Raw genomic sequence first — 21,452 nt, 5'->3', positions numbered from 1 at the left:
CATTTTTTCCAGTTCTTTAGTCTCCCCCCGCTTGCCCCCTCTCTCTATCATGGGCTCATGATCCGGAAGGCTGTCGTCTTGGCCGGGGGAAAGGGCACCCGTCTCGATCCCCTCACCCGTGTGATCTCCAAACAACTGCTGCCCGTCTATGACAAGCCGATGATTTTCTACCCTCTCTCGGTGGTCATGCGCTGTGGCATCCGGCAGGTCCTCGTGGTCACTGCGCCGGAGTGGCTGGCCAGCTATCAGCGTCTTCTCGGGGACGGCTCTTCCTTGGGAATGAGCATCTCTTATGCGGTGCAGGAACGCCCTACGGGGGTGCCCGATGGCTTGGTGATCGCGGCCGATTGGCTGGCGGGCGAGGGGTGCCTTTTTATTCTCGGCGACAACTTGTTCTTTGGCAATCTCGACCCCTTGCGGGACGCGGTGGGGTTGGTTGCGGGGGCCACCGCCTTTGCTATCCCGACCCGAGAGCCCGAAAAATTCGGCATCGTGGAGTTGGACGAGGAGGGAAGGGTTCTTTCGCTGGAGGAAAAACCGTCCCAGCCTCGCAGCGACCTCGCTCTCCCGGGAGTTTACTTTTTTGACCCTACGGTGGTGGCCAAAGCGGGAGCACTTCGGCCCTCGAGTCGAGGCGAGACCGAAATTTGTGAGCTTCTTGGGCATTACCTTTGCGCAGGACAGTTGCAGTGCCGGCGTCTGGGGCGTGGCTTCGTCTGGCTCGATGCCGGCACCCCCGAGGGGCTGCTGAAAGCGGGGAATTTCGTCGCTACCCTGACTCACCGCAATGGCTATGAACTGGCGTGTCTGGAGGAGATCGCCTGGCGGGAAGGTTGGCTCAGTGACGAAGAGCTGGCCAGCTTGGCAGGTCAGCAACACAACCCGCAGCGCCGGGTCTACCTGCAGAGTCTCATTCCGAATTCACCGGGGCCTCGACTCTGACCACGCGGGCGATGGAAAGTGACGGCGCGGCGGGCCGTCGAGCCCTACCGACTCCATTCATTGAACGCTCACCGATCTTTCCGAGTGGACGAGAGCCCTACTGATGCGGTCGACAGTTTTTGAATCGTTGACCTTTCCCTTCACTTTTGCCACAAGCTTTCGATGCGTTTCTTGTCACTTTTCCTTTTCTTGACTTTATTGCTTCCGGTCCAAGGGCAAGAAGCTGCGGAGATCCCGACGGCGGTGTTTCGGAAGGCTTTGGAGTGGATGAAGTCCGAGGACCCGGAGCGTCGGCAAGCGGCCTACAGCACGCTGCAATTGCTGGATGAAAGTGCGCTGCCAAAGTTTCAAACCGCTCTCTATGCTGCCAAAACCCATCACGAGAAGCGGCTTTCCCAGGTTCTGGGTGCCGGTCGTGACAATCTTTTCCAGGAACTTGCTCCCCAGCTCACCCAATTGGCGGAGGAGCGGGAGCGGGTGATGAAGCTGATTCGCACCGACTATAAGAAGGATTCTTCGAAGGTGAAAATGTTGCGCAATGAGGTGGAAGATATCGATCGCTTGCGCGAACGGGCGTCCCGGTTGGCGGCAAAGGATTTGTCAGGGTTGGAGAGCCGCGTAGCGGAGGTGGCGGCAGCTATTGTGGAGTTGGGCGATGAGCTGGAACGGGTGGAAAGCCACCGCGAGGGGGAGGTCTTTGAGCCGGATGACAGCCCGGCAGAGGAGCGCCAGGAGGAGGCTCTTGCGGAGACCTATGATGGCGAGCAGTTTCTGGCTTTTCGCAAAGCGCGGCAAGAGTTTCTCTCGGCTGCCGAACGATTGGAGAAGGTTTATCGGGCGAACGAGGAAATGGCTTGGGCCAGCGCTTCGCAAAAGCAGTTTGCCCACATCCTCAATACGGAGCGGGCGATCCTGGGATTGCGTCCGCTTCAGCTGGAGGAGAGGCTTTCGGCGGCATCGAGCGGGCATTCCCAGGATATGAAGGACCATGGTTTTTTCGCCCACCAGTCGCCGGTGGAGGGCAAAAAAACGCCGGGGGATCGGGCTCGTTTGGCCAAGTATCAAGGAGGCTGGAGCGGGGAGAACATTTTTATGGGTTCGTCCTCACCCCAATCCGCCTACAATGCGTGGTTTGCCTCCGACGGGCACCGTTTCATCATGTTTGCGGGAGCCTCAGACAGCGGCCCCAACGAACTGGGGGTGGGGCCGGTGGGGTCGCACTGGACGATGATGACCGGGCGAAAGTAGGTCTCTCAATAGAATTGCCCGAGGGTCTGAAGAAGATTGTTGCCGCGTAGGAGTTCTTCCCGACTCCAGCCATTGAGGGCGTGGGCTGCCTCCCAGACGGAGTAGTAGGAGACTGAATCCGGTGAAAATTGGGCGGGTTCTTTTTCTTCCTGGGGGTAGGGCCGTGCCGGAAGCTCCAGCGGGCAAGGGCCCACCTCACCGGCATCCTGCCAAGCCTGGCTCAGGTCGCTGCGATGGGCAAAGACCCGACCCAGTTGGGAGTAGGGAGCGATGGCTGTCAGTTTCTGGCGCACCTCGCTGGCTTTCTGAAAGTGCTTGGGTTCCTTCTCCAGAAGGCCCAAGAGCTTCTGCGCGCAGTTGTAATAGTCGGGGTCCAGCTTGAGGGCGGTCTCGTAGGCGGCGATGGCCCCCTCCGGCTTGTTCATCTCTTCCATCACCATGCCCAGGAGGTAAGGGGCCCGCGGATTGTCTGGATTGTTTTTGGCAAATTCGGCGAGAATTCGCTCGGCGATTTCCTGCACCCGTTCGTCATTGAAGATGCCTTCGCAGCCCAAGCAGTGGCTCTCCCGGGGACCGAAGCTGACGGGCATGAGCTCGAAGGCTTTCTCAAAATGGGGAATGGCCTCCTCGAACTTGCCATTGCGGGCCAGAGTCATGGCCAGGCGCGATTGCAAACAGTAGGCGTCGTTGAAGCGACCCAAGGCGGCTTGATAGCGGGTGGTGGCCTCGGAGATGAGACCCGCGTAGAGAAAGTCGTCGGCAGCTTCGCCCTCCCGGATGGACTTCACCACGTCGAAGAAGAAATCGGCCTGCTCCTGGTCGCCTTGTTTTTCCAAGATACGGGCCAGCACGTGATAGCACTTCATGCGGCTCTCTTTCCCTTGGTCGCCATCGGAGGGATCGAGGGCAATGGCGCGATCGATGAGGTCCTTGGCTTTCTCCAGCTCGTTTGCTTCCAAGGCGAGCTCCGCCTGCCAGATGAGGGGGCGTTCTTCGAAGGGATCGTAGGCCAGTAGCTTTGGTAAAAACTCGGCGAAGAGTGCCGGGTCGAGGGATTTGAGCTGCTCGTAGTAAATGTCTTTTCCTGCCTCGGAAGCGAGGAGGTAGAGGGAGAGATGCTTGGCCTGCTCCTCTTCGCCATTTTCCCGCAGGTGGGAGATGGCGAGCTTGTCGACCCTCAGCTCGGGGGTGAGGTGGTAAGAGAGGATGGACAAATAATCGGTAAGCTTCGCCTCCGAGAGAGCTTCTTGGAGCTGCTTGAGAAAGGCCTCGGCCCCTTCCTGATGATAGGTGATGAGAAGTCTCAAGCCGTCGAGATCGGTCTCGCGATAATAACGTTCCTCATTTTTTTGGGAGGCAACGAATTCAGCCAAGGCGGCCCACTTCTCGCGTTCTGCCTGGACGCGGATCCAAGGAGCAAGCTGATAGAAAGAAAGGCTGCCAAACTCGTCTTCATCCTCCTTCGCTTGCAAGACTTGTTCGACGCGGTCGGCAGCCCGGCTCATCAGGCGTTCGTCGTCGAGGACGCGACCAATCCGGATCAATTGATTGAGTGCGCTCAAGCGGTCCCTCCGGCTGTTGGTCTTCTTGTCTTGCTCAAAGAGGAGGGCAATTCCTTTCTGCAAATCGCCCTCGGCCAGTGCGATATCCCAAGGGTCCTTTTTCGATTGACTGCTATAAGTGGTCCGGTCGTCTTCGGTTGCCAGGAGATCGGGTTTTTTCTCTTCAAGCCATTGCAGTCCTTCCGCCGGATCGCGACTGAGGGCGAGAATGAGCGCGACCCGTTCTTCCTTTTGCCAATCAGAGTAATCGGCCTTTTCGATCAATTCGCGGCTAAGTTTTTCGCTGAGATTGGCATCGCCGGTGAGCAAGGCTGAGAAGAGAGAGCCCAACTTCTCAAAGTCGGATGTGGAATGAAAATGAGGATTGCGTTTGGCCTCGCGGGCTTTCTCCGGAATCGCAGGAATGAGCGCCTGCCACTGGCCCTGAGGAGGGAGTTCGGCGTAGAGATATTCCCACTTCAAGTTCCAGGGATTCTTCAAGTCCGCCTCATAGCGCGTCAACCATTCCTCGGCAGTTTGAGCCGCGGGGAGGGCTTGGCGGCTGCGATTGAACTCTTCCTCAATGAGCAGGGCTTGTTCGTGGCGAATGCCCTGACGGCAGTTGCTGAGCAAAAGGACGGGGACGGCCAGCAGGGGAGCGAACGCTTTCCATTTCATACCAGCAGCCAAGCGGTTGTGGGGTAGTTTGGCAAGACTGCAAATATCTTTTGCTTATCAGACTAAAAACCATCGAGCGGGACTCTCTCCTTCCCCCGAAAAGGCGACTTGGGCGGTGGTAGCTAGCATCGACGGCGGCGGAAAGTTAAGAAGGTGAGACAGCTTGCTAAGAGTCCGATCGAACTTGGCTCTGGAACGACCGTGAGGCCGCCAGTCATGCCGCTGTGCCCGGGCACCTGGCAAGTGTAAAAGTAATCCCCGACTTCGGCCATGGTCGGAGTCCAGGTGATGAGGTCGGTCGTGGGGCCGGGGTCAGCGCGAAAGTTGTCCGGATCATTCGCCGCACTGCCCAAAGTGGCCACTCTCAGGATATGGGGGTCGATTTCGCTCGATTCGTCGCTGGCAGCCGTGCGGCTGAAAAAGCCGTCCCCTCCCGAGACATCTACCGCCAGATTGGTTGTGAGGATAAGAAAGGGATGGGCGCTGCTGGTGCGCTGGAAGGTGTAGGTTTGACCCACGGTGAGGATGAGATAAGGATCGGCGGTGCCGCTCGTTGTCCCGCTGCTATCGGTCCAGGAAAAAAGGAAATCGCTGGCTCCACTGTTTGCGAGGGTGAAGGCGACTCCTTCGTTAACGGCGTAGCGGTTTGCGCTCACCAGAGTGGTCGCGCCAGGGGCGGCGGAGGTGGCCCAGAAAAAGCCAAGCAGGCTTCCAAGGGAGAGGTTTTTTCTGATTTTCATAATAATCAATTCGTAAAATAGTCAATTTTCTCGAAGGAAGGCAATTGCGAAATGTGGTCAGCGGGTAAAAAGTCAGCTCTCGGACGGACTTTAGGGAACGGGCTGACAGCGCGGGCACCAGGCGGTGGTGCGGGTGGCGATGGTGTCGCGAGCCAGCTCGCTTTCACAGCGGGGGCAGTGGCCGCCCTTCTGCCAGCGGTGTTGGAAGAGCCAACTTTTGGGCGGAACCTGTGAGACATAGCCTCCGGCGGCGAATCCCTTGGTGGCATCGCGCAGGAGGCCCTCGTTCTTGTCGGCGACATGTTTGAGCGCTCCGCGTGTTACGAAGCGGGTTTCTTTGCGCAGCGATTCGGGACTGACCGTCGCGGTCGGGCAGGCTGGATGCAGGCCCATACGCCAGCAAATTTCGTCGGCCATCCAATTGCCGATTCCGGGAAAAGCGTTCTGGTCGAGAAGGAGAGCCTTCAGGCTGGTGCGGGCGCGTTTTTGCAGGAGTCCCTCGACGTGGCTGAGGGTGAAGCGGCGGGAAAGAATCTCCGGAGGAAGGGAGGCCCAAGGGTCGTTCCCAGCGTGCAGATAAGCGCGGCCGAATTGGCGGTAGTCGTTGAAAATGAGAGTGAGGTCGGGCAGTCGGAAAAGGAGATGATCGTGCTTGTGAGTGACGTGATCGGGAGAAGCAATGGCCAGCCGCCCCGACATGCCGAGGTGGATTTCGAGCGGAAAGTTGTTGGCTCCTTTGGCAAAAGTGAAAAGCAGTCGTTTACCGTGGGTGTGGCTCTCCTGCAGGGTGGAACCGATGAGGGCTTCCTCGATGGCGGTGGCCGGGGTGTCGCGAAAGACCCGGGTCTGCGGGTGGGTTTCGACCGCGATAACGATTTTTCCCTTCCCCGGTTCCCAGATTCGCCGGGCCAATTCCACTTCTGCGAGTTCAGGCATGAAGGTAGCGGCTAGACTGCGGGCAAGGGCTTGATTGCTGCCAATTCCTCTGCTTTTTCAACTTTCATCACTTTAAACTCTCAACTCAAACCTCACCCCCCTGCGGCCAGGGTGATCACCTCCAATCGGTCGCCTTCCTGCAAGGAGGTCTCAGTGTGTTCGGCTTTGAGAAGGGCGGTTTGATTGTGCTCCACGACGACCGGCTTTTCGGCAAGGCCGAGTTCGCGGAGGAGGGCGGTGACGGTGGAGGCGGTGGTCTCGGTTGCTTCTCCGTTCAAGATAATGGTCATGGGGTCAGGCGGTGGTGTTGGCGAGGATGGCTTCGTCCCAGTCTTTCCAAACGGGTTCCAGGCCCCGGGCGGCGACGGCTTGGGCGAATTCTGCCGGACTGCGGTGGTCGTCGATGGTGAATTGCTCGGTGGCCCGGGTGGCGATGGGCTTTTCGTCTTCCTCGATCTCGATGCGGCGGCCTTTGCGGGTGCGGTGGAGATCGTTGCAACCGGCTCCGGTGTAGCCCCCGGGGTCGGTGGCGCTGCCGGCCGACATGTGGGTGGGTCCGAGGGGCATGAGGTTGTCGCGCAGCGGGGCGGGCTCACGGGTGGAGACCACGATGCCGGTGGTGGGGAAGCAGAGGCGCACGGCGGCGATGACCTGCACGAGCTGGCGGTCGGTGAGATAGCGGTTGGGATCGGGGGTGTATTGGTAGTTGCCCGCGTAGGGTCTCATGCGGGGGAAGGCCACGGTGAACTGGGCCTTCCAGCAATGCTTGTGCAGGTATTCGAGGTGGGCGGCGAGGGAGAGGGCCTCATGCCGCCAGTCGGCCAGGCCGAAGAGGGCCCCGATGCCGATGCGGCGGAAGCCGCCCCGGTAGGCGCGCTCGGGGCATTCCAAGCGCCAGTCGAAGTTCTTCTTGGGCCCGGCGGTGTGGAGTGTGGTGTAGGTCTCGCGATGGTAGCTCTCCTGGTAGACGATGAGGCTCTCTGCGCCGGCTTTGACCAATTCGGCGTATTGGTGGTCCTCCATGGGACCGACCTCGATGCCGATGGCGGGGAAGAGGGGGGCGAGTTGACGGACGATCTCTTGCAAGTAGCCTTCGGAGACGAACTTGGGATGCTCGCCCGCGACGAGGAGGAGATTGCGGAAGCCCTGGGCGTGGAGGTGCCGGGCCTCCTGCATCACTTGCTCGGGGGTCAGGGTGGTGCGCAGGATGGGATTGTCGCGCGAGAAGCCGCAATACGAGCAGTTGTTGATGCACTCGTTGGAGACGTAGAGGGGGGCGAAGAGGCGGATGGTTTTGCCAAAGTTGCGCCGGGTGATTTGCGCGGACTGGCGGGCGAGGGACTCCAATTGGGAGTCGTTGGCGGGCGCGATCAAGTTCTCGAAGCGCCGCAGGAGCGGGGACTTCTTTTCGGGAAGTTCGTTGAAGACTGGGACAAAGGACATGGTGAAAGAAAGGGCTGGCTTACTGTGGCTGGCGGGCGTGCAGCACATTGGCGCTCACGATGACCAGGGTGCCGAGGTAGAAGAGCGGGGTGAGCGACTCGTGTTCGGCAAAAAGGATCGCGGCGAGAAGGATTCCGTAGACGGGCTCGAAGTTAACGGCAAGGTTGATGGTGTAGGCGCTGAGATCTCGCAGGAGGCGGGCATACCAGAGGTAGGCCCCAAAGGTGCAGGCGATGGCGAGAATGAGCAAGGGTAGCCAGTCACTTTTTTGCGGGAGCTCAAAGGAAAAGCCGGGGACGAGCGCAATCGCGACCAGGGCGGCGGCATTGGCGGCAGGCATTTGGAACAGCATGAGGGTGGGGCCGGGGACCGCCGCGACGACCAGTTTTTTGCTAAAGAGGCTGTAAAGGGCGGCGAGGAAGGCTCCGACCAGGGCGATGACCAAGCCGAGGTGGGCATGGGGGACGTCGGTCTCGGCCCCTGCCAGACACACGATGCCGAGAGCGACGAGAAGAGCGAGACCGAGCTGGCGGGAGTCGGGCCGCCGTTTTTCCCAGCAGGGCTCCAGGAGGGCGGTGAAAAGCGAGGTCGCGGCGAAGCCCGCCAGCCCCAGCGAGACGTTGGAGACGGCGATGGCGCCGAAGAAGCAGAGCCAGTGAATGCCGAGGAGAAGCCCTGAAAAAAGAGCGGTCCACCGCAAGGGGGGACACAGGCGCAGCAGAGCGGGATTCCGCAGGCGGCAGTAGAAGTAGAAGACTAGCGAGGCCAGGGCGGTGCGCCAGAAGACGAGGGCCGGGGTGGCGAGAGAAAGGTATTCGCCGAGCACTCCGGTGAGGCTCCAAAGCAAAACGAGAAAATTGAGCTGGAGGAAGCGGGACAAAATTTGGCAGGACTGCTGCAGGTGACGGTGACGGGCTCCGCTTTTGACCTTTCCGGGCAAGGGGCACTAGTCTTTTCTCATCCCCCCATCCCATTCTTCCCCCGATCATGACGAAGTGCCCCAGATGTGTTCAACGGATTCACCGCGCGGCGGAGAGTTGTCCCCATTGCGGCTTTGTGATTGCCGAGGTGGACCAGCTTTTTGGTGGGGGGCAGGTGCGGGTAGCCGCGCTCTGTGATGCCGCCGGGGCGCTGCGGGCCAAGGAACGCAAACGCATGCGCCTCCTGATGAATGATTTTGAGAACCGCTTTCCCCAGCTCTTTTTCGCGGTCTACCTGGGGGCTTTCGAGGAGGCCTCCCATCTCCGTCAATTTGGCTTCTGGCTGCTCAATCGGGGTGAATTCGTCGATGTGGAGAAGACCCGTTCCAACGCGGGAGGGATTCTTCTGACTCTCGATGTGGCGGGGAAGTCGGCGGGATTGAGTTATGGCTATGGTTTGCAGCCTTTTTTGAAGGAGAAGGACACCTTTGCGGCCCTTTCCTGTGGGCACCCGCTTTTTCTGCAAGGCCAGTATTTACGTGGAATCGAGATGGTTTTGCAGCGCTTGGAGGCTATCTTGGTGCGGCAAAGCAAACGGGCAGCCAAGAATCCGGCCGCTTTTCAGGAGACCTCCCTTGAGCAGGCTACGCCGCTCAAGCCGGAGCGGGGACTGAGTGAACTTCTCCGTCTGCGGAGAGCGGCAACGGAGGTGAGGGAGCCATGAGCAGCGGCCGCATTTCCCTTCTCGTCGTCGGGACCGTCGCTTTGCGGTGGGGTCTGCTGGCCGGGCAAGAACCCGTCCCCTCTGCTGGGGAAGGGGAGCTCCCCTTCGCTTGGCCGGACTTGCCGAGCTGGACCCCTGAAGAGCTGGAGATGATTCGCGAGGGCGAACTCTCGTTGGGAACGGCTCTTTTTGAAGAAACCATCGAAGGGGTGGACTCGGCGGAGCTCTTCGAGCCCCTGCCTGAGCCGGAGGTGGAATTCGAGTTCCCAGCTGGGACCGACTACCCGGTGGAGATTGGGGAAGAGTTTCTCTCCGCCTACTTTGCGGGTCGTCCCGCCAGCTATTTGGTCGATCCCCAGGGCATGCTTTCCATGCAGGAGCAAAAGGACCGGCAAGCATTTCTGGATTACCACGCCGGCGATTCCCGCATCGATCTTTACATTTATCTCTTTGATAAAAAGCAGCATGTGCCTCCGGAGGGAGAGATGGAGACCATTTTCAAGCGCCATTTCCTGCGGGGGAATGGGCTGAGTGCCCTCGTCTACTACTACCTTGAGGATCCCGGCCGATCCACTCTGGTGATGAGTCCGCAGGTCTATACTGTTATCAATCCCAATGCGGTGAAGGGGGCGCTCATCTATGCCAAGCAACAAGCCCAGTTGAAGAGTGATCCGGCATCGCAGCTGGAAAACTTCTCCACCGGGCTTTCCATCCGGCTCTACGGAATGGAGCAAAAGTTGGCAGAGATGTCGGGGGCGGACCTTCTTGCCGAGGCCTCTGGAGAACTGACGGTCGTCGATGCCGAGGAAAAAGGGCCGGAGGAAGCCCTCACCCGCGAGGTGCAAGTGATGGCGGGGGTGACTGCAGCCTCGGTCCTGGTGGTGCTTGGCGCGCTTGTTGCCGGGTATCGCGCGAACCAGCGGAAAAAGGTCTACCTTTTTCCTGAAATCGAGGTGGAGCCGCAATTGGCGGCGCCCTATGGTGCCGGGGTGGGGGCGGTCATTCAGTTTCGCGATGCCACCCTGCCGCCTTCCTTGCAAAAGGACGATCAGGAACCGGACTACTTGCGCAAGCTGGCCAGTCGTGCGAGGGAAACGCGATGACCAATTGGAATGAGCGCTATGAAGACGGCGATACTCCCTGGGAGAAGGGCTCGCCGGCCCCTCCGCTAAAGGAGATTGCGGCCCGGGCCAGCCGGGTGGTGTGGGGAGCGGGGCCCGTTCTGGTGCCGGGCTGTGGCTTTGGCCATGATGCCCGTTGGATCGCGGCTCAGGGCAAGGAAGTGGTGGGCATTGATTTGGCCGAGCAAGCCATCGCTGGTGCCAAGGCTCGCACCGAGGGGAAGAACCCCGCTTTTGTGCGCGCTGACTTCTTCCAACCCCATCCCCAGTCGGTTTCCGCCATTTTTGAGCACACCTGCTTCTGCGCCATTGAACCGGAAGACCGTCCCCGCTACGCCGCTGCCGCTGCCGAGTGGTTGCAGCCCGGAGGGCACCTAGTGGCCATCTTCTTCCTCAATCCAGACCATGACCATGGTCCGCCCTATGGTTGCACCCTGCCCGAACTCGACCGCCTCTTCGGCAAAGACTTCGAACTGCTGGCGGAATGGGAGCCCAAGCTGGCCTACCCCGGGCGGGAAGGCCGGGAGTGGGTCCGTATACTACGGCGAGTGTAGTATTTTCCCGTTGGCTCATTTCCTCCTCCGGGCGAGGTTACCATTTGTCAGGTTCTGTGATACTAATATTCTAGTATATCACTCTGCGGTTTGTTCTCTCTCGAGGCGGGTGGGCCATTCCTCCTGCAGGGCCTTCTCTTTTCTTGCAGAATGGGTTTCCGGGAGGGATTGGTTTTTGAATGAGAAGATGGGGTGAAAATGTGTAAGAACGGGAAGCTCGGGCGTTCTTGTCTGGGGTTCTTTCTGGGGCGTATTCGGCCAGAGGAGGGTTGGTGTCGGGCTGAAAATGGAGGTTTCAAAATGCGAATATTTGTGAGGGAGAGGGGAGGGTTGTGAGATTTGTTTGATAGGCGTTTTGAGGAAAAAGGTTTATTCTAACATTGCTCAAAGTGTTTCTTAGAATGCTAGATGTTCATGAGCGAAATTGATGGATGCAAAGTCTTGACTTGGGATTCCTTTTTTAGGTTTTTAAGGGCTCGAGGCGGCGCCAGGTCCCATAAATGGCGGAAAAATTTGTGTTTTTTTCGAAAAGAGCAGCGCTTGGCCCGCCAACTGATGATCCCAAATGGCTACTGAACAACACGCACCTTGCGCGTCCCCGGCGCATCAGACCAAGGATAATGAAAATACTTCCACGAAAACTGGAAATCTCTACTTTACAAGTCACTGCTAGATATCGACGCCTGAGTGGTAAGGTCGATATTTTTGGAAAAGTTTATTCGCGCAAATTACATCTGAAATCAGTGACCACTGATCGGGGGATTATTTTGCAGTCGAAGAAGAAAGATAAAGCAATTGAGCGTATATGGGTGATAGCCTGGCAGAATCGGTCGGGCTATTCCCTTTGTGAATACATTCAGGTCGCCAACAAAGTGGGGCTGGCCAATCCCTTGCGCCGACGCCGGGTGCAGGTGTGTGCCACTGCGGAAGAGGCGCGGGAGAGCATCGCGCGCTTTGAGAAGTCGCTGGACTCTGACGATGGCTGGGGGCCGAGTAGCTGGCAGTTCTCAAGGGATGCCATGCCTCAAAAAGAAGTGGAGAAAGCGCGGGTCAACTGACCGACCCTCGCACAAGGCGTCCCCTTGGCTCTCAGGACCTCATTACCGCGAGGAATGAAGTCCCAAAAGGCCAGAAGAGAACTGGAGTGGGGTTGGGGTCTCTTGCCGCTAGCCTGCGGTCGGTTCGCCGTGCCATTGCCAGCGGGGATCGCGGACGTAGGCGAGGGCCTCGGCCACCGTCAGGCCGCTGCGGGCTTTGGCCTCATTGGTCGCCAGATGGGTTTTCCAATGTCTCCATTCCTCTTCGGTCGGGTGGTAAGGTTTGTGATGAGGCACCCGGTTGCCAAGGAGCATGACGAGGTAGCCCTCCAAGCCAAAGTCATTTTGGGTAGACTTCAGGCTGTAGCGGCAGAATCCGGTAGGGCCATTCTCGCGGTAGAAGGCGAGCAACTCGGCGATGCCGGAGAGGTCCGTTTCTTCGCGGCAGCGTTGCCAGAAGGGAGTGTCCAGTGAGGTGTTGGGCTGGTAGTGGAGGCCGAGGAAGTCGCGGATGTCGAACCAAGTCTCTTGGGTGACGCGATTGTAGAGGTCGCGCATGGAGGGGGTGGGCTCCAGCCGGGTGTGTTGGAAAAAGTCCACCAGAGTCTTGATGTGGGAACAGACGATCATGAGGGCGGTGGCCTCCAGGGGCTCGACGAAGCCACCCGCATTGCCGATGGCGACGACATTGTCCACCCACATGCGTTGGTGGCAGCCGCTGCGAAACTTCACTACCCGCGGGGAATCGGGAACCTTGGGGTTTTTGGCCTGGAACTCGGCGGCCGCCTCTTCGTCCGAAATCATGTCGGAGCAATAGACGTAGCCCCGGTTGATGAGGTGTTCGTGCTCGATCTGCCAGCTCCAGCCTGTGCTCATCTGCTCGGAGGTGGTGTAGGGCAGAATGGGCTCGGTGGTGCGCTCCCAGCCGCCTACCACGGCCCGGTCGCAGAAGAGGGTCTTCTTGAAGTCGATGAAGGGTTCCTCCAAAGCCTTACCCAGCAGTTCACTGCGGAATCCGCTGCAATCGAGATAAAAGTCGGCCTGTAGGGTGCGCCCGTCTTCCAGATGGATGGCGGTGATTCCCTTTTCGCCCCGCTCCACGCCCTCCACCCGGCCGTCGACGAACTCCACTCCCGCTTCGGCGGCGATTTCCTCGAGCACGGAGACGAATTTTTCATTCTCGATATGGAAAGCGTGCCACGGTTGCACATCGGGACAGCCATTGGCTTGGGCAGGAAAGGCTTTTCCCCGGCTCATCAGGGCGGAGGCGAGGTCAATATTCTCGAAGCGGTCTTCACAGAAAAAGCCGTTGGGCATGGGGAGGGTGGGCAGTTTGGCATCGAGTTGGGGGCTGAAGGTGTAGTTGAAGCTCCCGCGGGGCCCCCACTTGAAGTGGATCCCGAGTTTCCAGGTGGGCTCGGCCCGGGCGTAGAAGTCTTTGCGGGAGATGCCGAGGTAATCGAAGAGGTGCTGTGGGAAGTTCGGAGTCGTCCCTTCGCCCACGCCGATCACTCCAAGACTGGGATCACGGACGATGCGGACGTTGATTTGTGGGATTTTGCGACGGAAAGAAAGGGCGGCGAGCAGTCCCGCACTGCCGGAGCCGAGGACGATGAGATCGTTGATCATGGGTTTATTGAGTGTGAAAAAGTGTGCCGGGCTTGGCAAGCTGGCAGAAGAAAAACCCGCCCAGAGAAATTCTCTGGCGGGCTTTTGGAATGAAGAGAGCTCGTTCAATGAGTCCCGTTCACCGCTTTCGCCAACCGAGCAAAGCGAGGAGGCTCATACCACCTAAGAGCAGGGTGGAAGGCTCCGGAATAGGGGCAACGGTATAGCCGAGACTTCCTTCGTGAAACCACACCTTCATGCCGTCCTCGCGAAGAAAGGCGTTTTCTTCTCCAAAGTTTTCCAAGTTCGTGCTGTCCAAAAGAAAATCGCCCTCGATCAGGGTGTAGGTTCCCGCCATCGCCGTCAGGGGATCATCACCCAGGATGTCGCTCAGACTGAATCCCCCGAAAGTGAGAGAGCTTCCGCTGGCGAGGGTGAGAATTCCGTTCGTGAGATCGAGGAGTCCGCCACTGTCAAAGTGGAGATTTCCCGAGATTTCAGCAGCAGAATCAGCTGCTCCCAATATCGCATCGGCGGCGATGGTGAGACTGGTGGTCTCCAAGTTGTCTGCGAGATAGAGCCCTCCGGCGGCTACCGTGAAGGAGCTGATCGCGCCACTTGTCCCTCCGGCTGTGCCTGTTACGGTGAGATTTCCCGTGCCGATTTTCGATAAAGCCCCTCCGGTGTCGGTCAGGCTCAAGGTGCCCCCATTGAAATTCAGAGTTCCCGTTCCTCCCGTTTCGATGGTGCCGTCCGTGATTGCGAGCACCCCTCCATCGAGGTTGACCGTTCCGGTGCTTCCGCCCGCTGCCGCAATGCGCAGTCCTCCGCTGATATTGGCGTTCCCGCCTGTCATGGTGAGGGAGCCCGTTCCACTTTCGCCAATGATGAGATCAGCGGCATGGGAGCCCGGAGTGCCGGTATTGAAAGTCCCGCCATTGATGGTGAGAGAGCCCTGAGCAGTGCCGATCGCTCCTACCGTGGCATGGCCATTTCCCGTGGCTGCGTTGACGGTGCCCTCGTTGAGGGTGAAATTGCCATTGCTGCCGGAATTTCGTCCAAGGACAAACCAACCTCCGGTACTGATTGAGCCACCATTCTGGATGGCGTTGCCTCCTCCAAAATGGCCCAACCACAGTTCGGTCTCGATGTCGAAGTTGCCACCACTGATATTCAGGTTGCCAGTCGAATTTCCGGAGGCTCCGAAGGTCACCTTGGAGCTGGCATCAATGGTGCCGTTCAGGAGATTCAACGTGCCGTTGCCATTGTTTTCGCCCACCATGATACTGGGGTTACTGAGAGTAGCGTTGGAGAAGGCGGCGTCGCTGTAGGTGGTCAAAGTTCCCGAAGTGTTGACGTTTACTTCGCCAGTGCCACCGCCACCGCCCCATGAGCTGATGTGTAGTTTGCCAGCCGAGAGGTTGCCGCTCCCGTTGAGATTATAAGTGCCCGCACCACCGTTTTGCCCGACGAACATCCAGTTGTTGTTGCCGGTAGCGAGGGTGCCAGCGGTTTGGTTCAGGACGGAAGTGAAGCCACTATCATTCCCGACCACGATGTCCCAGTCAGAGGAGATATCACTTGCGATGGTCGGCTGGTTGACACTGGTATCGGTGACGAACATGGTGGTGTTGGTCCCATCGTCAGCGGGGACCGGAACTCCAGCCGACCAGTTCCCGGCATCGGTGGGATCGCTACTGTTTGTTCCTGTCCAGTTGGTCTGGGCCATCACTGGGCTCATGGCAAAGGGGGTGATGAGGGTTGGCAAGAACCGGGAGAGGGAGCGTTTCCCTCTGAGTGGCGACATGTGATTGAATTTTGGTTTCATCTGGGTTTTTGGATTAAAATCCCGTGCGTTTAGCTGGGAATTTGGTTAACCAATCGTTTTCAGGAAGAAGGTGGTTTCTTCTCCATGATTACCAGATTGATAACAGAAATCAGACAGTGGGCTTGTGTGAACCCGACAAATTAGGAGGGCTTTTCGGACCGGGTGAAGAGAGGGTGAGCAAGGGCCGGGGAGGCGTCGTAGGACGAAGCCGCGGCTATTCTGCTGCTCTGATTCGGGTGGGAGGAGAATGATTCGATAAGACCTGAGTAAGAGCGATGTGGAAACTGATTCGCTACCGAACCCGCAGCGAGGGTGGAGGTGTTAGCTGGCTTTGCGAAAATCGGTCTTTTCCTGGCAGTGGGGGCAGGGGGGAATGAGGTCACCCTCTTCCACCGCGATTTCGGTGACGCCACAGTTCACGCATTTCAGGCGAGTGGCGAGGTAGGCGCGGGTGCCGGGGTCGAAGCGAATCTTGGCGCTGGTGGCGGAGTAGGTGCTCACGCAAAAGGGCACGCAGTAGGTGAGGAGAAATTTGGTCCAGGCGATGTCGCCCCAGGCACCGGCGAGCATGGCTTCGCCTTGATTGATGAGGTTGAGGATGGTTCCCACCAGTAGGGCGAGGACGAAGGCACGCTTGAGGATGGCCGGGTCGGAGGCGAGGCGGAGGAAGAGGAGCATGGCTGGGGGTCGGTTTGTCGGGATGGTCTTGCGACAAGTGCATTACAAACCCGGCAAGTGCGACTTGGCCAGTTCTTCTTCGATGATCGCTTCGCAAAGGCGGATTTGCTCTTGGCGTCGTTTGCGGGCCTCGGCAGCGAGAACCTGCAAGCCGTCGACATCGTAGAGGTAAACTTCGTCGATTTCGCCCACTTCCGGGTCGATGTCGCGAGGGACGGCGATGTCCACCATCAGGAGGGGGCGGAATTTGCGCTTCCGGCGGACTTTCTCAATATGCTCGGGGCGAATGACGTGGTGAGGAGCGCCGGTGGAGGAGATGATGATATCCACGCGGGTGAGGGAGTCTTCCCAGTCGTCGAAGCGGATGGCGGAGCCGCCCATGTCCTTGGCCAGCTCGACCGCTTTGTCGTAGGAGCGATTGGTGACGAACATGCTCTGTGCGCCGCGGGAGAGAAGAGACTGGGCGGTGGTGCGCGACATCTCGCCCGCTCCAATGACCATCACCTGAGACTCCTTGAGGTGGCCGAAGATTTTTTCCGCCAAGTCCACGGCCACACTGCCGACGGAGGTTTGCCCCTCCTGGATGCCGGTGGAATTGCGCACTTTTTTGCCCACGGAGAAGGCCCGCTGGAAAAGGCGGTTGAGCACCCCGCCAGTGACTCCGGCGTCAAGGGCGGCGGCGTAGGCCTTTTTGACCTGGCCGAAAATCTCGGTTTCGCCGAGCACCATGGAGTCCAGGCCGCTGACCACGCGGCAGAGATGGACGGCGGCCTCGCGGGCGTTCTTTTCGTAGAAATGCTCGTCGACAGCGAGGCCGAAGTGGCTCTGCAGGTGGTCGGCAAGGGCGCTGGCGGCGGCTTCGCGGGATTCGGCGGCGAGGTAGAACTCGGTGCGGTTGCAGGTGGAGATGACCACTCCCTCCGCGATGGCGGCATGTTGGGCGAGGGCGGAAGACTCCTCTCCCAGATGAGTGTTGGAAATGGAGACCTTCTCGCGCAATTCGACCGGCGCGGTCTCGTGATTGAGGCCCAGGCAGAAAAGTTTCATCAGAATGGAATTAGATGAGTCCAAAAGCCGGGAGAGAGAGGAGGAAGAAGACCACGGAGGAAAGGGCGAGACGGTGGGGCGGGAGGCCGCGGAAGTAGGCCAGGGCGACGAGGACGAGGTAGGCCAGCCAAACCACGGAGGCGATGATCAGGTGCTTGTTAAAGCCGAGCCCCGGGGTGGCGAAGCCGGCCACGATGCCGACGGTGAGGATGAGCACTCCCACCAGAAGAAGCCGCTTGGTGGAGTCGATGAGATTGTGCACCGAAGGAAGGTTGTTGAAGAGATTTCCTGATAATTTCTTGTCCTTGAGGAGTTTGTCGAGAATGAGAAACATGCAGCCGGAGACGGCGGACAGGGTGAGGGAGCCGAAGGAGAGGACGGAGAGCGCGGCATGGGTCTCGCGCCAGGGATCCGTGCCCAGCACGCGCTCGGGCTGGAGCGACATCATGCCGGGGAGCAGGGCGATGAGATGGAGCAGGACGACCACCGGGGCGGTGAAGAGTCCGAGCAAGGAGAGGCGGTAGGCGGGCCCGACGAGGAGGTAGAAGAGGACCAGTGACCAGGAGAGAAAAGCGAGGATTTCGCCGGGATCGGAGAGAGGGCAGGCTCCGCGCATTTCTCCCCGAATGCCCAGGGCCATGAGCTGGATGACGAAGGTCAGGCCGAGCAAGGGAAGGGTCCAGTGGCTGCGGTGGCCGTGAAGGAGGGCGCGCCAGGCATTGACCGCGGCAAAGGCGGCGAAAGCGGTGGCGAGAGCGAGGAGCCAGCGTTCGATCATAGGGAAAAGGGCTTAGTATCCGGTGGGGAAGCCGACGGAATCGTAGAAGGCGTGACGACTGGCCTCCCTTTTGGATTTGCCATCCTTTTCATACTGCTTGGCCCGGCGTTCGAGGGCGGCCTCTTCCCTCCCAGAGGAAAAGACGGAGTCCAGGAGCAGGGAACAACTGGTCAGGCTGGTGCAGCAGAGGGTAGAGAGGGCAAATGGAAAAGTGAGGCGCTTCATGATCCAGCGGGCGCGGACGCTAGCACGCCCGGGCCGACAAGGCAACTAGACGAATCCGCCCGGGGCCGCCTTTCACGACGGAGCCGACTTTTCGCTGGTGGTCAATGCTCCAGATAGCTGGCCAAGGACTCCCGCAGGGTGGTGCGGGCGCGAAAGAGCTGGGATTTCACTGCCGAAACGGTGAGGTCGAGCACCTCCGCGATTTCCTCATAAGGGAGGTTCTGGTAACGCCGCAGAACGACCGCAAGGCGCTGTTTTTCTGGTAATTGCTCGATGGCCTGGTCGATGGCGGCCCGCAGCTCGGCGTTCTCCTGCTCGCGGTCGGGGCGTTGGTTGGGATTGGCCGGTAGCTCCAGATCGTGTTCGTCCTTTTGCTGGTCGAGGGAGGATTCCTTGCGACGGGACTTGCGCCGGGTTTCGTTAAAAACAAGGTTGCGCGTGATGGTGTAGAGAAAGGTGGTGAACTTGGCGCTGGGCTGGTAGCGCTGGCGGGCTTTCCACAAACGCAGGAAGACCTGCTGGGCGATGTCTTCGGCTTCGTTGGCGTTGCCGAGCATCTTGGCCACCGTGCCGATGACCGCATTCTGGTGGCGCTCGATGAGCTCGCGGAAGGCCTCGTGATCGCCCGTGGCCTGCACCGCGAGCATCAGTTCGACGTCGCGCGCGTTCTCAGCTTCGGGATCAGGGGGCGATTCGGTCATTGGGGCTCTGGCCATCATCGATAGGTGATATGGAACCACCCGGCGAGGGGGAAGTTGCGGTCGATTTCGAGTGGCTTCAGGTTTTGAAGTCGCGCAGTTGGAAAACCAGGCAAGCCAGTGCGAAGAGGCTGAGGTCGAGCCCACCCAGAACGAGGAAGTTGTCCGCCAGCTTGGCCCAGGGGAAATCATTCTCGAAGGCGTAGAGCCAGGTGCTCATTTTGTAGGTGATGAAGCTCTCTTCGTGGGGTTTGAAGATGGGGAATTCCTGCAAGACCATGTCCAGAAAAAGAACGCTGAGGGCCATGATGGTGGCGGTGGCGGGCTTCATCTTGAGACAGGAGAAAAAGAAGCCCACTGCCGAGATGGTGCACATGCTCACCCCGATGAGGAGAGCGGCCACCACCAGGCGCAGCATGGCCGGCCTCCAGTCGGGATAGACCGCGAAGAGGCCCATCTTGGGGCTGAAGGCCATCAGACCGCCTTCGGGACCCAGCGCGAGGAGGGCCATGCCGTAGCCGGTGGCCCCGACAAAGAGGACGAAAGTGATGGTGTAGAGACAGATGGAGAGAAATTTGAGCAGGAGAATGCGCACTCGCGAGACCGGGCGGGCCAGCACCATGCGCATGTTGCCGTCCTCCACCTCCTTGGCCACGATGTCGCCCGCCACGAGAGCGAAGTAAATCGACCCCAGCAGGAAAAGGCTGAAGGACATCACCATGAAGGTCACAGTGAGCGAGCTGAAGTATTTCTCGGCGGAGAGGCCGTTTTGCTCCATGAATTCCTCCTGCCCATTGCGGAGGGCATCGATTTGGAAGGTGATGAGGAGGATGAGCTCGAAGACGAGGAAGACCGCGTAACCGACGTAGGTGCGGCGGCGGGAGAAGAGTTTGCCGAGTTCGCCCCGGAGCTGGCTGAGAAAGATCATCGCGAGACTTTGCGTGAGAATTGCAAGTAAAGGTCCTCCAGGGAACGGCGCACCCGGCGCACTTCGCGCACCCGGCCGCCTTTTTCCACCGCAGCGGTGACCAGGGCGGGGATGTCGGTGTTCTTGGGCAGGAGCAGTTGCTCTCCGGCGGCCCGGCCCCCGAACTGGGCGGCAAGCGCGGAGCGCAGTTCGGCGGGCTCGAGGTCGAGATGCAGGATCAGTTCGTCTTCTTCGAGGTCGGCACCACTGCCTTCAAATACTTTCCGCCCTTCTTGCAGAATGACGACCCGATCGCACATTTGCTCCACTTCCGCCAGCAGGTGGCTGTTGAAAAGGACGGTCATGCCCCGTTCCGCGCGGAGATTGAGGATGAAGTCGCGGAACCATTTGATGCCTTCCGGGTCGAGTCCGTCGGTGGGCTCGTCGAGGAGGAGGACCTCGGGCTCGGGCAAGAGCGCTTGGGCGAGGGCGAGGCGCTGGCGCATGCCGTGGGAATAGGTTCCCACCTTGGAGTGAATGCGGTCGTCCAGCTCCACCCGGGCGACCACTTCGTCCAGAGCCGCGCGGGAAACTCCCCCGGAGTAGCCGGTCAGGAGCTTGAGATTCTGATAGCCACTCAGGTAGTCGTAGAAGCCGGGACTCTCGAAGATGGCTCCCACCTTGGCGAGGGCCTGGGCGCGGTTCCGTTGCACCGGGATGCCGTCGATCCGGGTCTCGCCGGCATCGGGAGTGACCATGCCCAGGAGCGCTCCCAAGGTGGTGCTTTTGCCCGCGCCATTGTGACCGAGGAGGCCGAAGATTTCCCCGCGCGCCACCGAGAAATCGACTCCCCGCAAAGCCGGTTTGCCCGCGAATGATTTTTTCAAGCCTTCGATCTCCAACATGGCGTCTCTCTACGGGCGGTTTCCTCCAAAAGGTTGGGCTCGCGTGCCTTCCATCACCTCGCTGGTGGCCTTGAGAAAGGGAGCGAGCGACATCTTGGTTTCCGGGCTCGCGTCTTGAAAGTAAGCTCGCATCCCTTCTTCGGTGATGCGTTGCATAATTTCCGGATCGCGGGCGAGGAGTCGTTCCAGCCGGCCCCCGGCATCGTCCTTCTGCAGCTCGCGGAAGCCGCGTTCGATGAATTCCCGCCGGGCCTGCGGGGTGAGGGAATCGAGGGCCTCAAAGAAGCGGGTGAAGGACTCAGCGGTCAGGGCGACGAATTGTTCGCGCTCGGCACCATTGAGTTGGGTGAAGAAGGCCTCCAAGGTGGCGCGGGCTTTTTCCTGAGCATCGAGATCGAGACCATTGACCACCTCGGCAATCTGCTGCAGGGATTTTTGTCGTTCTTGAGGACTGGCAGTCGTGAGGTCAGACTTCTCCACCAGCTCTGCCACGCGCTCTGCCGAAGGAATGTGGGGCGCGAGCAGGGTCCGGACCCAGAAAATGCCCAACCAAAGGACCAGAAGCCCGGCAGATACTTTGGCGATGAGGAACCAGCGATTCACGAAGGGAGCTTAGCTGCGAGGGCTGGGTGTGCAACTGGAGAGAAGGGAAGGTTGCCGGTGTTTCAGTGTTTCAGTGTTTCAGTGTTTCAGTGTTTCAGTGTTTCAGGGACTCGGCGTCTCTGTGACGAGGTTGGGGGGGTCTTGACGCAGAGACACAGAGTCGCGGAGGTGCGCAGAGATTTTTTGGAAGGACTGGGCTCTGTGGAACTCGGTGTCTCAGCGTCTCTGTGACGAGGTTGGGGTTTTTTTGACGCAGAGACACAGAGTCGCGGAGGTGCGCGGAGTTTTTTT

General features: G+C 59.3%; 22 protein-coding genes. 6 read left to right on the top strand and 16 right to left on the bottom strand.

The genetic code is table 11. The features are described 5' to 3' along the window. The first annotated feature begins 57 nt into the window (after positions 1 to 57). Positions 58 to 942, top strand: a complete 885-nt coding sequence (locus JIN78_RS12970) for a sugar nucleotidyltransferase (protein ID WP_200392407.1) — start codon at positions 58 to 60, stop codon at positions 940 to 942. A gap of 189 nt (positions 943 to 1,131) precedes the next feature. Further along, complete coding sequence (locus tag JIN78_RS12965; protein WP_200392406.1) at positions 1,132 to 2,190, top strand: CAP domain-containing protein; 1,059 nt, start codon at positions 1,132 to 1,134, stop codon at positions 2,188 to 2,190. 5 nt (positions 2,191 to 2,195) lie between these two features. Here JIN78_RS12965 and JIN78_RS12960 read toward each other — a convergent pair whose 3' ends face one another. The 6 genes from JIN78_RS12960 to JIN78_RS12935 form a co-directional block, all read right to left on the bottom strand. Beyond that, the gene (locus JIN78_RS12960) at positions 2,196 to 4,409 is read right to left on the bottom strand and encodes a tetratricopeptide repeat protein (protein ID WP_200392405.1); all 2,214 of its coding nucleotides are present in this window, start codon (positions 4,407 to 4,409) and stop codon (positions 2,196 to 2,198) included. 122 nt (positions 4,410 to 4,531) lie between these two features. Further along, positions 4,532 to 5,149, bottom strand: a complete 618-nt coding sequence (locus JIN78_RS12955; RefSeq protein WP_200392404.1) for a PEP-CTERM sorting domain-containing protein — start codon at positions 5,147 to 5,149, stop codon at positions 4,532 to 4,534. A gap of 90 nt (positions 5,150 to 5,239) precedes the next feature. Further along, the gene (locus JIN78_RS12950; protein ID WP_200392403.1) at positions 5,240 to 6,085 is read right to left on the bottom strand and encodes an Fpg/Nei family DNA glycosylase; all 846 of its coding nucleotides are present in this window, start codon (positions 6,083 to 6,085) and stop codon (positions 5,240 to 5,242) included. Between the two features lie 92 nt (positions 6,086 to 6,177). Continuing rightward, positions 6,178 to 6,375 carry a sulfur carrier protein ThiS gene (thiS, locus tag JIN78_RS12945; RefSeq protein ID WP_200392402.1) on the bottom strand — a complete coding sequence of 66 codons (198 nt, stop codon included), beginning with the start codon at positions 6,373 to 6,375 and terminating at the stop codon, positions 6,178 to 6,180. A gap of 4 nt (positions 6,376 to 6,379) precedes the next feature. Next, the gene (thiH, locus tag JIN78_RS12940) at positions 6,380 to 7,528 is read right to left on the bottom strand and encodes a 2-iminoacetate synthase ThiH (protein ID WP_200392401.1); all 1,149 of its coding nucleotides are present in this window, start codon (positions 7,526 to 7,528) and stop codon (positions 6,380 to 6,382) included. Positions 7,529 to 7,547: 19 nt separating this feature from the next. Further along, positions 7,548 to 8,408, bottom strand: coding sequence for a DMT family transporter (locus tag JIN78_RS12935; protein ID WP_200392400.1), 861 nt, complete (start codon positions 8,406 to 8,408; stop codon positions 7,548 to 7,550). A 107-nt stretch (positions 8,409 to 8,515) separates the two neighbouring features. On the opposite strand from JIN78_RS12935, the gene JIN78_RS12930 reads away from it, so the two are divergent. The 4 genes from JIN78_RS12930 (at position 8,516) to JIN78_RS12915 (ending at position 11,905) form a co-directional block, all read left to right on the top strand. Further along, positions 8,516 to 9,172, top strand: coding sequence for a hypothetical protein (locus tag JIN78_RS12930; RefSeq protein ID WP_200392399.1), 657 nt, complete (start codon positions 8,516 to 8,518; stop codon positions 9,170 to 9,172). Continuing rightward, complete coding sequence (locus JIN78_RS12925; protein WP_200392398.1) at positions 9,169 to 10,275, top strand: hypothetical protein; 1,107 nt, start codon at positions 9,169 to 9,171, stop codon at positions 10,273 to 10,275. Before JIN78_RS12930 ends, JIN78_RS12925 begins: the two co-directional genes overlap by 4 nt. Continuing rightward, positions 10,272 to 10,847 (top strand): methyltransferase domain-containing protein, encoded by a 576-nt coding sequence (locus tag JIN78_RS12920; protein ID WP_200392397.1) that lies wholly within the window; start codon positions 10,272 to 10,274, stop codon positions 10,845 to 10,847. Before JIN78_RS12925 ends, JIN78_RS12920 begins: the two co-directional genes overlap by 4 nt. Positions 10,848 to 11,347: 500 nt before the next feature. After that, positions 11,348 to 11,905: a hypothetical protein gene (locus JIN78_RS12915; RefSeq protein WP_200392396.1), complete on the top strand. Its 558-nt coding sequence runs from the start codon at positions 11,348 to 11,350 to the stop codon at positions 11,903 to 11,905. A gap of 108 nt (positions 11,906 to 12,013) precedes the next feature. Here JIN78_RS12915 and JIN78_RS12910 read toward each other — a convergent pair whose 3' ends face one another. The 10 genes from JIN78_RS12910 to JIN78_RS12865 all read right to left on the bottom strand — a co-directional run bounded on the left by JIN78_RS12910 (position 12,014) and on the right by JIN78_RS12865 (position 21,161). Next, complete coding sequence (locus JIN78_RS12910) at positions 12,014 to 13,513, bottom strand: tryptophan 7-halogenase (RefSeq protein WP_200392395.1); 1,500 nt, start codon at positions 13,511 to 13,513, stop codon at positions 12,014 to 12,016. Positions 13,514 to 13,631: 118 nt separating this feature from the next. Further along, on the bottom strand, positions 13,632 to 15,299 hold the full coding sequence (locus JIN78_RS12905) for a PEP-CTERM sorting domain-containing protein (protein WP_200392394.1): 1,668 nt from the start codon (positions 15,297 to 15,299) through the stop codon (positions 13,632 to 13,634). Between the two features lie 342 nt (positions 15,300 to 15,641). Further along, positions 15,642 to 15,998: a nitrate/nitrite transporter NrtS gene (gene nrtS, locus JIN78_RS12900; RefSeq protein ID WP_200392393.1), complete on the bottom strand. Its 357-nt coding sequence runs from the start codon at positions 15,996 to 15,998 to the stop codon at positions 15,642 to 15,644. Positions 15,999 to 16,040: 42 nt separating this feature from the next. After that, the gene (hemA, locus tag JIN78_RS12895) at positions 16,041 to 17,045 is read right to left on the bottom strand and encodes a glutamyl-tRNA reductase (RefSeq protein ID WP_200392392.1); all 1,005 of its coding nucleotides are present in this window, start codon (positions 17,043 to 17,045) and stop codon (positions 16,041 to 16,043) included. A 10-nt stretch (positions 17,046 to 17,055) separates the two neighbouring features. Next, positions 17,056 to 17,823 (bottom strand): cytochrome c biogenesis protein CcsA, encoded by a 768-nt coding sequence (ccsA, locus tag JIN78_RS12890; protein WP_200392391.1) that lies wholly within the window; start codon positions 17,821 to 17,823, stop codon positions 17,056 to 17,058. 12 nt (positions 17,824 to 17,835) lie between these two features. Next, positions 17,836 to 18,048 (bottom strand): hypothetical protein, encoded by a 213-nt coding sequence (locus JIN78_RS12885; protein ID WP_200392390.1) that lies wholly within the window; start codon positions 18,046 to 18,048, stop codon positions 17,836 to 17,838. A 101-nt stretch (positions 18,049 to 18,149) separates the two neighbouring features. Next, positions 18,150 to 18,749, bottom strand: a complete 600-nt coding sequence (locus JIN78_RS12880) for an RNA polymerase sigma factor (RefSeq protein WP_200392389.1) — start codon at positions 18,747 to 18,749, stop codon at positions 18,150 to 18,152. 76 nt (positions 18,750 to 18,825) lie between these two features. Further along, positions 18,826 to 19,674, bottom strand: a complete 849-nt coding sequence (locus tag JIN78_RS12875; protein WP_200392388.1) for an ABC transporter permease — start codon at positions 19,672 to 19,674, stop codon at positions 18,826 to 18,828. Further along, positions 19,671 to 20,558: an ABC transporter ATP-binding protein gene (locus JIN78_RS12870; protein ID WP_200392387.1), complete on the bottom strand. Its 888-nt coding sequence runs from the start codon at positions 20,556 to 20,558 to the stop codon at positions 19,671 to 19,673. Before JIN78_RS12870 ends, JIN78_RS12875 begins: the two co-directional genes overlap by 4 nt. Before the next feature lie 9 nt (positions 20,559 to 20,567). Then, positions 20,568 to 21,161 carry a hypothetical protein gene (locus tag JIN78_RS12865; RefSeq protein ID WP_200392386.1) on the bottom strand — a complete coding sequence of 198 codons (594 nt, stop codon included), beginning with the start codon at positions 21,159 to 21,161 and terminating at the stop codon, positions 20,568 to 20,570. Between the last annotated feature and the right edge of the window lie 291 nt (positions 21,162 to 21,452).

Origin of the sequence: Roseibacillus ishigakijimensis, assembly GCF_016595415.1 — a bacterium.
GTDB classification, from domain to species: Bacteria; Verrucomicrobiota; Verrucomicrobiia; order Verrucomicrobiales; family Akkermansiaceae; genus Roseibacillus; species Roseibacillus ishigakijimensis.
Note: the sequence above shows the minus strand (reverse complement) of the source record. Positions and strands in the feature narration are given on the sequence as shown.